11 protein-coding genes are annotated in these 13564 nt (G+C 58.9%); 9 read left to right on the forward strand and 2 right to left on the reverse strand.

The features are described 5' to 3' along the window. Nucleotides 1-95: 95 nt before the first annotated feature. A complete protein-coding gene (locus tag QE432_RS11950) occupies nt 96-1193 on the forward strand; it encodes a glycosyltransferase family 4 protein (RefSeq protein ID WP_306624380.1) in 1098 nt (365 codons plus the stop codon). Beyond that, nucleotides 1190-1933 carry a polysaccharide deacetylase family protein gene (locus tag QE432_RS11955; RefSeq protein ID WP_306624382.1) on the forward strand — a complete coding sequence of 248 codons (744 nt, stop codon included), beginning with the start codon at nt 1190-1192 and terminating at the stop codon, nt 1931-1933. The genes QE432_RS11950 and QE432_RS11955 overlap by 4 nt, the downstream gene beginning before the upstream one ends. On the opposite strand, the gene QE432_RS11960 is transcribed toward QE432_RS11955, so the two are convergent. Next, entirely contained in the window at nt 1925-2887 is a 963-nt protein-coding gene (locus QE432_RS11960) for a glycosyltransferase family 32 protein (RefSeq protein ID WP_306624384.1), read from the reverse strand. The genes QE432_RS11955 and QE432_RS11960 overlap by 9 nt on opposite strands. 213 nt (nt 2888-3100) lie before the next feature. Between QE432_RS11960 and QE432_RS11965 the strand changes: the two genes are divergently transcribed. The 7 genes from QE432_RS11965 (at nt 3101) to QE432_RS11995 (ending at nt 12783) form a co-directional block, all read left to right on the forward strand. Further along, nucleotides 3101-4993 carry an ABC transporter ATP-binding protein gene (locus tag QE432_RS11965; RefSeq protein ID WP_112496313.1) on the forward strand — a complete coding sequence of 631 codons (1893 nt, stop codon included), beginning with the start codon at nt 3101-3103 and terminating at the stop codon, nt 4991-4993. Further along, entirely contained in the window at nt 4990-6891 is a 1902-nt protein-coding gene (locus QE432_RS11970; RefSeq protein ID WP_013636857.1) for an ABC transporter substrate-binding protein, read from the forward strand. The genes QE432_RS11965 and QE432_RS11970 overlap by 4 nt, the downstream gene beginning before the upstream one ends. A 1-nt stretch (nt 6892) precedes the next feature. Beyond that, on the forward strand, nt 6893-7891 hold the full coding sequence (locus QE432_RS11975; protein WP_003516797.1) for an ABC transporter permease: 999 nt from the start codon (nt 6893-6895) through the stop codon (nt 7889-7891). Then, nucleotides 7888-9063 (forward strand): ABC transporter permease, encoded by a 1176-nt coding sequence (locus QE432_RS11980; RefSeq protein WP_019566080.1) that lies wholly within the window; start codon nt 7888-7890, stop codon nt 9061-9063. The genes QE432_RS11975 and QE432_RS11980 overlap by 4 nt, the downstream gene beginning before the upstream one ends. A gap of 72 nt (nt 9064-9135) precedes the next feature. Further along, entirely contained in the window at nt 9136-10344 is a 1209-nt protein-coding gene (locus QE432_RS11985) for a glycosyltransferase family protein (RefSeq protein ID WP_003516795.1), read from the forward strand. A 43-nt stretch (nt 10345-10387) separates the two neighbouring features. Continuing rightward, nucleotides 10388-11635 carry a glycosyltransferase family 4 protein gene (locus QE432_RS11990; RefSeq protein WP_306624389.1) on the forward strand — a complete coding sequence of 416 codons (1248 nt, stop codon included), beginning with the start codon at nt 10388-10390 and terminating at the stop codon, nt 11633-11635. Beyond that, complete coding sequence (locus QE432_RS11995) at nt 11632-12783, forward strand: glycosyltransferase family protein (RefSeq protein WP_111796528.1); 1152 nt, start codon at nt 11632-11634, stop codon at nt 12781-12783. The genes QE432_RS11990 and QE432_RS11995 overlap by 4 nt, the downstream gene beginning before the upstream one ends. Here QE432_RS11995 and QE432_RS12000 read toward each other — a convergent pair. Next, a complete protein-coding gene (locus QE432_RS12000) occupies nt 12749-13489 on the reverse strand; it encodes a copper homeostasis protein CutC (protein WP_065663008.1) in 741 nt (246 codons plus the stop codon). The two genes, QE432_RS11995 and QE432_RS12000, sit on opposite strands and share 35 nt — an antisense overlap. Between the last annotated feature and the right edge of the window lie 75 nt (nt 13490-13564).

Here is a 13564-nt window from a genome sequence, read left to right on the forward strand (position 1 = left end):
GCCTTTCAGTTGGGCAAGAATGGTCAGGCTGTCAAGGCTCGGCCCTCTCAAATTCCGGTTGACGCCAGAGCCATGGGCGACGCACAACCATCCGGATGAGGATCGCTTTTTATTCACCGCTCAAATCGCCCAACCATCCCGTTCCCTCCGGAGACCGGCTGATGGCCCGCCTGCTGATGAAGGCGATGGCGATGGGCGGCCACGATGTTTCCGTCGCTTCCGAGCTGCGCAGCTTTCTCAAACAGGCTGACGATCCGGCGCGGTCCTTGCTTGCCGATGCGGCGACGCGCGAAATCGAGACCATCACGGAGCGCTGGCAGCGGGAAGGCGCGCCGGATCTGTGGTTTTGTTATCACCCCTATTACAAGGCCCCGGACTTGCTCGGGCCGGAAATAAGCAGACGTTTCGGTATTGCCTACGTCACCGCCGAGGCCTCCTATTCCCCCAAGCGCAATGGCATGGGCTGGCAGGCGGTTCAGGACGAGTTACTGGCCGCATTGAACGCTGCCGCCATCAATATCTGCTTCACCGCGCGTGATCGCGACGGGCTTGTCCGCGCCTCTCCCGCACTCCGCTCGGCGATGTTGGCGCCCTTTATCGATGCCAGTAATTTTCTTGAAATTGCTCCGCGCCCCACACCGGGAAAACTCATCACCGTCGCCATGATGCGGGCGGGCGACAAGTTTGACAGCTATCGCGCGCTTCGCGAAGCGCTTGCGCTGTTGCCGCAGGACTTGAACTGGACATTGGATATCATCGGCGACGGGCCGGAACGCGCTGCCGTGCAAGCCATGTTCAGCTCTTTCCCCGATCGCCGTCTTGTCTGGCACGGAGAAAAAAACGCAAACGAAATCGCAGAACTTCTTTCAAAAGCATCGGTTTACGTCTGGCCGGGGCATGGCGAAGCCTACGGTCTCGCCTATCTCGAGGCACAGGCTGCGGGCCTGCCGGTTATCGCCGAAGCGGTGGCCGGCGTCCCCGAAGTGGTAAAATCCGGAACCACCGGATTACTGACACCGGAAAATGATACAGCCGCCTATGCTGGAGCAATCGAAACTCTGCTCGGCGATGACAAGCGGCGTGAGGACTTGGCAAGGGCAGCCCGCCAGTTCGTAAAAAATGAACGATCTCTGGAAAACGCCGCAAGAGAACTGAACGATATCCTGTTGCGAGCAAAGGCACGAACATCATGAGTCTGGAAAAACTCGTAGCGGCACTGGATGAATGTGGACGACGCGGCATAACGGCCGATCTCTGGCTCAGGGACGACGATGCGGTGGAACCGACACCGGCGCTCGACACGCTGCTCGATCTTTGCAGCAACTTTTCCGCGCCGGTCACGCTTGCGGTTATCCCCGAGATGACGACGGACAAGCTCGCGCAGCACCTGGATACGACTGACATTGCCCATGTCGCCGTGCATGGCTGGTCCCATACGAACTATGCCACCGAGAAAGAAAAGAAACAGGAACTCGGATCACACCGTGACCTGTCCATTGTTCTCGACGAGTTGCAATCCGGGCTGGAAAAACTGCACGATCTGCATGGCAGGCGTTTCGTGCCTGTGCTCGTTCCGCCGTGGAACCGCATAAATGCCAATGTGGTGCAGGGACTGGCGGACCTCGGATATCGAGCGCTTTCGGTTTTCGGCCCGGAGAAAGACGCCGTGCCACCTTGCCTGAACACCCATGTCGACGTGATTGAGTGGCACGGCAGCCGCGGTGGGCGCGAACACGAGATCCTTTTCGCCGAGACCGCCGCCCGCATCCTGCAGACTGCGGAGCACGGCGGCACGACCGGCATCCTCACCCATCATCTCGTGCATGATGACAACGTCTGGCGTTTTCTGAAACGGCTGTTCGAAATTACCGGCAAACATCCTGCCGCGCGCTGGCGCTCCTCGGCGGAACTCATCAACCAGATATCACCATGACTTCCAGGCAATAAGCAAACCACCCGTCTTGGTGGCAATTTCGCGCCTGACAGCTTCGACCTCCTGCAACGCGGCGCGATCGGCAAGAGAAGCGGCAACAAACCCCGCCGGCGCAAGGCTGATGCTCCCAGCCCGAGCGATGACGGTAAAGATCAGCGGACCCGTCGACCACCAGGCTGGCGCACGCGGCATTTCCTCGAGAATTCTCGGAAACGCCTCCAGCATCCTGCGGAAGACCGGATGGCCGGCAGGTGTCGCAATGAAAGAGTTGGCAAGAAGCATGCTGCCCTGCCCGGTATCGCGCGGCGTTTCTTCATCGAACGCCGTCAGCCCTACCAGTGGCAGGAAAGCATCGAAACTCGCATCATCCCGCGCCGGATACCAGTCGCAATCAAGATAGATGCCACCAAAACGCTCCAGCACGACATAGCGGGCCACATCGACAGCGCCGGGATAATCGCCGTCTTCCAGCATCGTCCTGAAGACGTCATTCGAAAACACGCCTTCCCGCTCAAGATCGGCCTCCCGCCAGAGGTGATATTCGTAACCATGCGAGGCGGCATGGGCGGCCCAAGCCTTGACCGATACGGGCGGGGCCTTGTCTCCGATCCAAATCTGGTGGATGCGCCTCGGCACGTCCTCCCTGCTTTTCAGATTGATAGCGCGGTGCTCCTCCGGGGAAAAATGCGCATATTTTGCAAGCACCTGCGGCGGCGGAACCAGCGTGTATTGATAGCCGATCCTCGCGACCACATCGCCTTCAGCCTTGGCAAGACGCAGCCGTGCCGCATGCAGCCTGCGCGGCAGACCGAGCACTGTCCGCTCACCCATCAGGTGCCCGTCTTTTACTGCAACCAGCGATAAGAGAAGCGCATGCGCTTCCGCATATTGTCCTTGGTTTTGCAACTGCCGGGCTCTATCCAGCTGGGCATCGTAATATTTCTTGTCGGACATGGATCCTCACCCGGGAACGTTCGTTAACATATCGCCAAACACAAGCCATCAGGCAAGCCATTGCAATTTGGAAGCCGGCTTTGAATTTGCTAAACAATTCGATGTTTCAGAGGCATAGACAGACAACAAACCCTACGATAACGTGCCTTTAAGCCCTTCTGAGCAAATTGTCACAAGACAACGATAAAGAGAGACGGCAAGGAACCCTTTAGCATGAGCGCAGGCGCAGATTTGCTCCGTATTGAAAATCTGCGGGTCTCGTTTTCTCTTATGGGTGGCACGATTGACGCCGTGAGGGGTGCCAGCCTTCGCATTCTTCCGGGAAAAGTGACGGCGCTTGTCGGAGAATCCGGCTCCGGAAAATCCGTCATCGGCCAGACGATCATGGGCATCCACCCCAAGACGGCGCGCGTGAACGGCCGCGTGCTGTTTACCGATCCCGCAAATGCCGCAGCCGGCCCCGTCGATCTGCTGCAACTGCCGAAGGACGGCCGGGAAATCCGCGCTATACGCGGAAATCGCATCGGGCTGATTTTTCAGGAACCCATGACGTCTTTTTCGCCGCTGCACACGATCGGCAACCAGATTGACGAAGCGCTGAGAATCCACAGCATCCTGTCGCCGGCCGAGCGCGCGGAAAAAATGTATGAGACGCTCGACCTTGTAGGGTTTTCCAACCCGAAGAAGGTCGTGAACATGTATCCCTTCGAATTGTCGGGCGGCATGCGCCAGCGCGCCATGATTGCCATGGCACTGATCTGTCGCCCCGCCCTTCTGATCGCCGACGAACCGACGACGGCTCTTGATGTAACCATACAGGCGCAAATCCTCAAACTCCTGCGCGATCTCCAGAGCCGGCTGAACATGAGCATGCTGCTCATCACACACGATCTCGGCGTGGTGGCAAACATCGCCGACGAGGTTGCCGTGATCTATCAGGGCGAGATCATGGAAGCCGGAACGGTCGACGATATTTTCAAGGCACCGAGCCACCCCTATCTCAAGGGCCTGATGGCCGCCGTGCCGCATTTCGACATGAAGCCGGGTGAGAGGCTGAAGGCGCTTCGTGAGATCACCGTCGACCACGAAAGCCTTGTCGGCAAGAAGACCGCCGCAGTGAACAAGACCCCCGGCCCGCTCTTGACCGTGGAGAATATCAGCAAGACCTTCACGACCCGGAAGTCCAGCTGGTTTAGCCGCCGCGATGCCAATGCCACCAAGGCGGTGAACAGCGTCAGTTTTGAAATCCGCCGAGGAGAATGCCTTGGCCTCGTCGGCGAAAGCGGCAGCGGCAAGACAACCGTCAGCAAAATCCTCATGCGCGCCGTTCGCCCGGATGAAGGCTCCGTGACCTTTCACCGGTCGCAGGGCGATATCGACGTCCTCAATGCTAGGGACGGCGATCTAAAGGAATTGCGGTCGAAGATACAGATGGTCTTCCAGGACCCGATCTCATCGCTTTCACCGCGCATGACCGTGCGCAATATTTTGAGCGAGCCGCTTGAAATCCATGGACGGGGCGATGCGAAATACCGCGCGGAAAAAGTCCGTAATCTCGTCAAGGCCATCGGCCTTGGAGAAAGCGCGCTGAACCGTTATCCGCACAGTTTCTCAGGCGGCCAGAGGCAGCGTATCGGCATTGCCAGAGCCCTGGCGTTGGGTCCCGAACTGCTGATCTGCGACGAACCCGTTTCTGCCCTAGATGTCTCGGTGCAGGCGCAAATCCTCAACCTGCTCAAGGATTTGCAGAAGGACCTCGGACTTACCTACCTCTTCATCTCGCACAATCTGGCAGTGGTGGATTACATGGCGGACCGCGTGGCGGTGATGTGCGAGGGCCGCATCGTCGAGTTGGCGCCGCGGGAAATCATGATGCGCTCTCCGGTTCACCCCTATACAAAATCGTTGCTGGCGGCCGTACCTTTTCCCGATCTCGACCGTCCGCTCGATTTCCGCACCATCGGCAAGATCAGCGCGACGGGCAAGTTCGACTGGGGCAAGCAATTTCGCGACGAGGGTGACGGCGAAATGATCTCTGCCGATCTTGGCGATGGCCATTTCGTTCTCGCAAATGGCAATGCCGACATCAGGGAGCTTCGCTCGTGATTACGCGCCGCACCACCCTTGCCTTGATGGCCTCCGTCTTTTTGCCGACCTATGCGCGCGCTGCCTATACCGACCCCGCCTACTTCAAGGAAAAGCGGGAAAAAGGTGAGCTGCCTGATATTGCCGAGCGCTTGCCGAAAAACCCGCGCGTCATCGATATGAAGGCGCTTGGCCGGGAGCCCGGAAAACACGGTGGTTCCGTGCGCATGCTGATAGGCGGCCAGCGCGATATCCGGCTTATGCCCATCAGCAACTATGCCCGCCTGGTTGGTTACGACGAAAAATTCGAGCTTCATCCCGACATTCTGGAAAGCTACGACGTTCAGGACGAACGCATCTTCACCTTCAAGCTGCGAGAAGGCCACAAATGGTCCGACGGCAGCGATTTAACCTCCGAGGATTTCCGGTATTTCTGGGAGGATGTTGCTCTCAACAAGGAAATTCACAAGGGCGGCCCGCCAATCGAACTGCTGGTCAACAACAATCCTCCCCAGATCGAAGTCATCGACCGGCTGACGGTGCGCTATACCTGGGAAGGCCCTAACCCCGATTTTCTGGCGAAGCTCGCAGCAGCATCGCCTGCTCGGCTTTTCCTGCCCGCCGCCTACATGAAGCAGTTCCACGTCAAATATCAGACCGCGGAAAACCTCGCCAAGCTCATCAAGAAGAACAAGGCGGATGACTGGAGCGGGCTGCATATCAAGATGTCGCGGCAGGTCCGTCCGGAAAATCCCGCTCTGCCGACGCTGGACGCCTGGCGCAATACGACTTCGCCACCGGCCGAACAGTTCGTTTTCGAACGCAATCCCTATTATCACCGTGTCGACGAAAACGGCCTTCAACTGCCCTATCTCGACCGGTTCCTGCTGAACGTCACCTCCTCCGACATCATCTCGGCCAAGACGGCGTCGGGTGACAGCGATCTGCAATATTTCGGCCTCGATTTCGCCGACTACACCTTCCTGAAGGATGCCGAAAAACGCTTTCCTCTAAAGGTGAACCTCTACAAACGCTCTCAAGGTTCGCGCATTGCGCTTCTGCCCAATCTGAACTGCGCCGATCCTGTATGGCGGAGCTGTTTCCAGGACGTGCGCGTGCGCCGCGCAATGTCGCTCGCTATAAACCGGCACGAAATCAACATGGTCTGCTTTTACGGGTTGGCCAAGGAAAGCGCCGACACCGTCTTGCCGGAAAGCCCGCTTTACCGACCGGAATTTGCCGAGGCCTGGAGTGCCTTCGACCGGGCGATGGCCAACAGGCTGCTTGACGAAGCAGGTCTCGATAAGCGCGACAGCGCCGGCAACCGGCTTTTGCCGGACGGCCGTCCAGCCTATATCATCGTCGAGACCACAGGCGAAAGCACGCTCGAAACGGACGTGATGGAACTGGTGACGGACCACTGGCGGCATATCGGCATTGCGGTTTCGGTCCGCCCGACCCAGCGCGATGTCTTCCGCAAGCGCGCCATGGGCGGCGAGGTGCTGATGTCGGTGTGGATGGGCATGGACAATGGCGTGCCGACCCCCGACATGTTGCCTTCGGGCCTTGCGCCCACCGGCGACGACCAGTTGCAATGGCCGGTCTGGGGCATCCATTATCTGTCCGGCGGGCGCGAGGGCAAGGAGCCTGACCTGCCGGAAGCAGCGCATCTGCTCGATCTCCTGAAAAAATGGCGCAGAAGCGTCACCGAGGAAGAACGCGAGGCCATCTGGCTGGAAATGCTTGGTATCTACACGCAGCAGGTATTTTCCATCGGCATCGTCAACGGCGCGCTGCAACCCGTCGTCCATGTCAAACGCATGCGAAACGTGCCGGAAAAGGCGCTTTTCGGCTTTGAACCCACATCGTATCTCGGCATCTACATGCCGGATGCCTTCTGGTATGACGGAGACGCCTGATATGCTGCGGTATATTCTCAAGCGCATCCTCGTCATGATCCCCACGCTGATCCTGATCTCGATGCTGGTCTTCACCATCATCGAATTGCCGCCGGGCGATTATTTCGAAAGCTACGTCGCCGAACTGCGCGCCATGGGCGAGACCGCAAACCTTGCCGAAATCGAGGAGTTGCGCGTCCGCTATGGCTTCGACCAGCCGGCGCCGATCCGTTACTTCCGCTGGGCAACCGGCATGCTGGTTGGCGATTTCGGTTATTCTTTCGAATATCAGCTCCCGGTAAACGAGGTTGTGGGAGACCGTCTGTGGTTGACGGTTCTGGTGTCCTTCGTCACCATCATCGTCACTTGGATTCTTGCCTTCCCGATCGGCATCTACTCCGCCACGCACAAATATAGCTGGGGCGACTACGGCCTGACCTTCCTAGGTCTGCTTGGCATCGCCATCCCCAACTTCATGCTGGCGCTGATCCTGATGTATTTCGCCAATATCTGGTTCGGCATCTCCATCGGCCATCTGATGGACCGGGAATATCTGAACCAGGCGATGAGCTGGCCAAAGTTCAAATCGATTCTCGAACATATCTGGATACCCGTCCTCATCATCGGAACGGCCGGAACCGCCGGCATGATCCGCCGCCTGCGCGCCAACCTCTTGGACGAGTTGCAGAAACAATATGTCGTAACCGCCCGCGCCAAGGGGCTTCACCCTTTCAAGGTGCTGATCAAATACCCGCTGCGCATGGCGCTGAATTTCTTCATCTCGGACATCGGCTCGATCCTGCCGGCTATCATATCAGGCGCGGAAATCACCGCCGTCGTGCTGTCGCTCGAAACAACCGGTCCGATGCTCATCCGGGCGCTGCAAAGCCAGGACATGTACCTGGCCGGCTCCTTCCTGATGTTCCTTGCTTTCCTCACGGTGATCGGCGTTCTTGTGTCGGATATCGCCCTTGCCATACTTGACCCGAGAATCCGCTTCGGAGGTGGTAACGTCAAATGACTTCATCCATCCCGACATCCGGCGAAGCACTGCCCCACTACGTTTCGACGGCGCCGTTCGACCCGTCGCTCATCGAACCCAATACGTCCGGAATGGCGGCCTTCAGCAAGGCGTCGCAGCTGCGGCTCATGTGGTGGCAGTTCCGCCAGCACAAGATCGCCGTCTGGTCCGGCGCCTTTCTGGTGGTGCTTTATCTTTCGATCCTGATCAGCGAGTTCCTCGCGCCTTACAATCTTCACACCCGCAATATCGAGCATATCTACGCCCCACCCCAGGCCATTCACCTTTTCAATGACGGAAAATTTGTCGGGCCTTTCGTCTATGGTCGGGAAATGACGCTCGACATGGACAATCTGCGGCGTGTCTACCGGGATGTGCCGACGGATATCCAGCCGCTGCGTTTCTTCTGCAAGGGCGATGCCTATCATTTCTGGGGCATGATCGAGGCTAGAACCCACCTCGTATGTCCGGCCGAAGGTGGTGAAATGTTCCTGCTCGGCACCGACCGGCTTGGACGAGACGTGCTGTCGCGAATCATCTACGGCGCGCGCATCTCGCTGACGATCGGCCTTCTCGGTGTCGCCATGAGCTTCGTTCTCGGCATTGTGATCGGCGGTCTTGCAGGTTATCGCGGCGGCACTTTCGATCTCATCGTCCAGCGTATCATCGAAGTCCTGCAATCCATTCCGAGCATTCCGCTGTGGCTCGCACTCGCAGCAATCATGCCGGTGACCTGGAGTCCGATCCTCGTCTATCTTGGCATCACCATCATTCTCGGCATGCTGGACTGGACGGGACTGGCGCGCGCCGTGCGCTCCAAATTGCTGGCATTGCGCGAGGAAGACTATGTTTTGGCTGCACAACTGATGGGCGCCGGCACGCCGCGCATCATCGGCAGGCACCTTATCCCCGGCTTCATGTCACATCTGATCGCCTCGGCGACGCTGACGATACCGGGCATGATTCTCGGCGAAACCGCGCTGAGCTTCCTTGGTCTCGGCCTCAGGCCGCCGATCACAAGTTGGGGAATTCTGCTCACGGAGGCGCGCAGCGTCAGCGTCATTGCGCTATATCCGTGGCTTCTCATCCCGACGATTCCGGTTGTTCTCGTCATTCTGGCCTTTAATTTCTTCGGTGACGGACTACGTGATGCTGCGGATCCCTTCAGATAAAATGGAACACGCCTTGATAAACTGCTCTTCCGCCATCGCCTTTTTTGGGAAAGGCAAAAAGAGGTGTGGCCGATGACCTCCCGTCTGAACGACGCACGCATCCTCATGTACAGCCACGATTCTTTCGGCCTCGGACATCTGCGGCGCTGTCGCACGATCGCTCACGCGCTGGTGGAGGATTATCGCGGCCTCAACGTGCTTATCATTTCGGGTGCGACTATCGCCGGCGCCTTCGATTATCGCGCTCGTGTCGATTTCGTGAAAATCCCGAGCGTCATCAAGCTGCGCAACGGCGAATACACCTCCATGGACCGGCATATCGATCTTCAGGAAACACTGAAGATGCGCCGCTCCATCATCTATCACACCGCCGAAAGCTTCCAGCCGGATATCTTCATCGTCGACAAGGAGCCCATGGGTCTTCGTGGCGAGGTGGAGGAAACGCTTGCGTATCTCAAGGGACAGGGGACCAAGCTTGTCATCGGCCTCCGTGACGTCATGGATGCACCGCAGCTGCTTGAAGCGGAGTGGAAGCGCAATGACGTGATGACCAAGATCGGCAAGTTCTATGACCACGTCTGGATTTATGGCCCGCCGGACTTCCACGACCCCTTGACGGGGCTCGACGTTCCCCAGACCGTTCGCGACAAGATGGATTTCGTCGGCTTCCTGCAACGCTCCAAAACGCAGGCGGAAACCGTGGCGCACCGGCCGGAGGGCGACTATCTTCTCATCACCACTGGCGGCGGCGGTGACGGCAGCGAATTGATCGATGACGTCATCAACGCCTACCGTCATGATAGCGAACTGACGCACAAGGCGCTCGTGGTGCTCGGCCCCTACATGCCGGCAGACCAGCGCCAGCGATTCATGAGCAGTGTTGCCGATATTCCGTACATCGAGATCATCGAATTCGACAACCGCATGGAAGACCTCGTTGCCGGCGCTCAGGCCGTCGTGTCGATGGGCGGCTACAACACCGTCTGCGAGATATTGTCGTTCGACAAGCCTGCCCTCGTCGTGCCGCGCACGGTGCCGAGGGAGGAGCAGCTTATCCGCGCAAGCCGCGCGTCGGAGCTCGGCCTTTTCGACATGCTTTTACCTGAGGATGCCGAGAATCCGGCGAAAATGGCGGCAGCTCTTAAAGCGCTGCCGAATCGCGCGCCGCCTTCCGTCAATTCGCAGGACCTGAAGCTCGATGGTCTGGAAAACATTTCGAAACGGATAGCCGAATGGCTGCCGCCCGAGGGCGACAAGGTGCCAATAACGCTGACGGCGTGACCGGCTCCCCGACAACCACCACTTCAAAAGAGACACGCGCAACGTGACCGACACAAAAAAAATCGTGGTGCTCCTCAAGGGCTATCCGCGCCTGTCCGAGACTTTCATTGCCCAGGAACTTCTGGGGCTTGAAAAGGCTGGCCTTACGCTGGAACTCATGTCCATGCGCCGCCCGACGGATAAAAAACGCCACCCCGTTCACGATGAAATCCGCGCACCCGTGACTTACCTGCCGGAATATCTGCATGACGAGCCCATCCGCGTGCTGAAGGCCCTGTGGGCATGCCGCAAAAAGCCAGGCTTCACCAAGGCGCTGCGTCGGTTTTTCAGCGATCTGCCGCACGATCTCAGCCGCAACCGCTTCCGCCGTTTCGGGCAGGCGGCCGTGCTGGCGCACGAATGGCCTGTAGATGCCGGTTGGCTGCATGTCCACTTCATTCACACACCTGCCTCGGTCGCCGCCTATACCCATCTTATCACCGGCACGCCTTGGACGATTTCGGCTCACGCCAAGGATATCTGGACCTCCAGCGACCGGGACCTTGCCGCAAAGCTGGAAAGCGCGCGGTGGGCCGTGACCTGCACCGCAAGCGGCTTTCAGCATCTTCGCACCCTTTCCGGCGTGAAACAGAATGTGCATTTGAGCTATCACGGTCTCGATCTCACCCGCTTCCCGCATTTCGACACGCCGCGTCCGCAAAGAGATGGATCGGACGCTCATGATCCGGTCAGGATTTTGACTGTTGGACGGGCCGTCAAGAAAAAGGGCATCGATATTCTGTTGCAGGCTTTGGCCTCGCTTCCACAGGACATCCATTGGCGTTTCACCCATATCGGTGGCGGCGACGAACTTGCCGGGTTGAAAAAACTCGCCGACGAGCTTGGCATCGCCGACAGGATCGTCTGGACCGGCGCCATGGACCAGAAACAGGTGCTGGAGAATTACCGCGAGGCCGACCTCTTCGCCCTTGCCTGCCGCATCACCAGCGATGGTGACCGAGACGGTCTTCCCAATGTGCTGGTCGAGGCCGCCAGCCAGGCGCTGACCTGCATTTCCACCAATATATCAGGCATTCCGGAATTCTTCGTGGACGGTGAAAACGGCCTGCTGACGGAGCCCGAAAATCCGGTTGCCTTCGCCGAGGCTCTGCGCACGGCGATTACCGATCCGCAATTGCGTGAGCGTCTGGGTAGTGCGGCGGAAAACCGTGTGCGAACCGCCTTCGACAACCGCACCAGCATTGCCGAGTTGAAGACGCTGTTCGAAACCGAGTGGGAAAAAACGCCATGACCGATACGGAAAAGCGCCCTTCCGTTTTCTTCTACGTCCAGCACCTTCTGGGCATCGGCCATATCGCCCGCGCCAGCCGAGTGGCCAATGCCCTTCAGGCAGATGGTTTCGATGTCGTTCTGGTGACAGGCGGCACCCCGGTTCCCGGCTTTCCGGGCGAAGGCATCCGCCATGTCGAATTGCCGCCGATCGCCGTTAGCGACGGCAGCTTTTCCGGCCTTGTCGATAGTTCCGGCAAACCGGTCGATGACGACTTCAAGAAGCTTCGAACGGATATGCTGATCGGCGCCTATCACGGTGCAAAGCCAGATATCGTCATCATAGAGGCCTTCCCCTTCGGCCGCAGGCAGGTGCGTTTCGAATTGCTGCCGCTTCTGCACGAGATCGAGGACAGTGAACCACGCCCGCTCGTCATGACGTCGCTGCGCGATATTCTGCAGGAAAAAACCAAACCCGGCCGGGACGAAGAAACCGTGTCGCTGGTGAAGAAACATTTCGACGCGGTGCTGGTCCACGGAGATCCGGATTTCGTCCGGCTGGAGGAGACCTTTCCCCTTGCCGGCGAAATCAGCCAGCGCGTTGTCTATACCGGCCTCGTCGCGCCGCTGCCATCGCCGGAACCGGCGGAAAAGTTCGATATCGTCGTTTCCGCTGGCGGAGGTGCCGTTGGTGCAGCCCTTATACGGGCCGCACTTGAGGCATCGCCTCTGCTGGAAGAGATCAAAAGCTGGTGTCTCATAACCGGCCCCAACATGCCGCAGGCAGATTTCGATGCGATCTCGGCGCAGGCGCCCGAAAATGTGTCCATCTTCCGCTTCCGCAAGGATTTCGCAAGCCTGCTTGCCGGCGCGCGGCTTTCGGTTTCGCAGGCCGGTTACAACACCGTCTGCGATATTCTACAGGCAAAATGCCGCTCGCTTCTGATCCCGTTTGCGGCCGATGGCGAAACGGAACAGAGCGCCCGCGCCGAACGGCTGGCGCGGCTGGGACTGGCACAGGTTCTGGAAGAGAAGGATATCTCTGCGCAATCCATGGCCGATGCCATCAGGGCGGCATTGGCCCTGCCGGGACCGGACGTGATCCACCTCGATCTCGATGGCGCCGCAGGAGCGGCTAGAGCTTTGCGCCGCCTTTTTGATGAGCGGTGAGGATCGCCTTTAACTCTCGAACGGCCTCTTCATCGGTGCCCTTGCGCCCCGCGCCGGTGAAACCGAGTTTCGCCACCCGGCTTTCCGGATCGTAAAACGGAATGGCGGAACAGGATGCGTGGATCTCCGTAATGGGAAAGCGGTCCAGCAATGTCTGCACGACTGGTGGACGCACCCCGGCCCCCGGCATGATGACAATTCGCCCGGCGGCAAGCTCGGATAATCGGGCCAAGGTCTCGATGCCCTCAAGCGCCGAACGCGCGCCCCCGGAGGTCAGAATTCTCGGGAAGCCCAGCGCGATAGCGGCCTCCAAGGCTTCATCCATGTCGGGAACAACGTCGATCGCCCGGTGCAGCGTCATATCGAGACCGTCGGCGTGGCGGCACAGCTCTTCGAGCAGGGGAATATCGAGCGAGCCATCGCCAAGCGAGGCACCGAGCACCACGCCGGAAAGCCCCGCCGCGCGCGCCGCATCGATATCGCGTTTCATCACATCGGCTTCGTCGCGCGTGAACACAAAATCCCCGGCGCGCGGCCTGATCATCACGCTCACCGGCAGGGCGTAGGCCGCCGCCCGGTGCATGAAACCCGCAGATGGCGTCACACCGCCACCGGACAATGCCGCGCAAAGTTCTATTCGGTCGGCCCCACCCCTGACCGCCGCTTCCAGACCGGCCACGTCGTCCACGCAAATCTCGAGAATCATCGTAACCTCTTTCTTTTGAATGTGCCGTGTTTTCGCGCCGGCTTATCCGAAAACCGCCCACACTTTTCGGTCCGA

This window comes from Agrobacterium sp. SORGH_AS_0745 (assembly GCF_030818995.1).
Classification (GTDB): domain Bacteria; phylum Pseudomonadota; class Alphaproteobacteria; order Rhizobiales; family Rhizobiaceae; genus Agrobacterium; species Agrobacterium tumefaciens.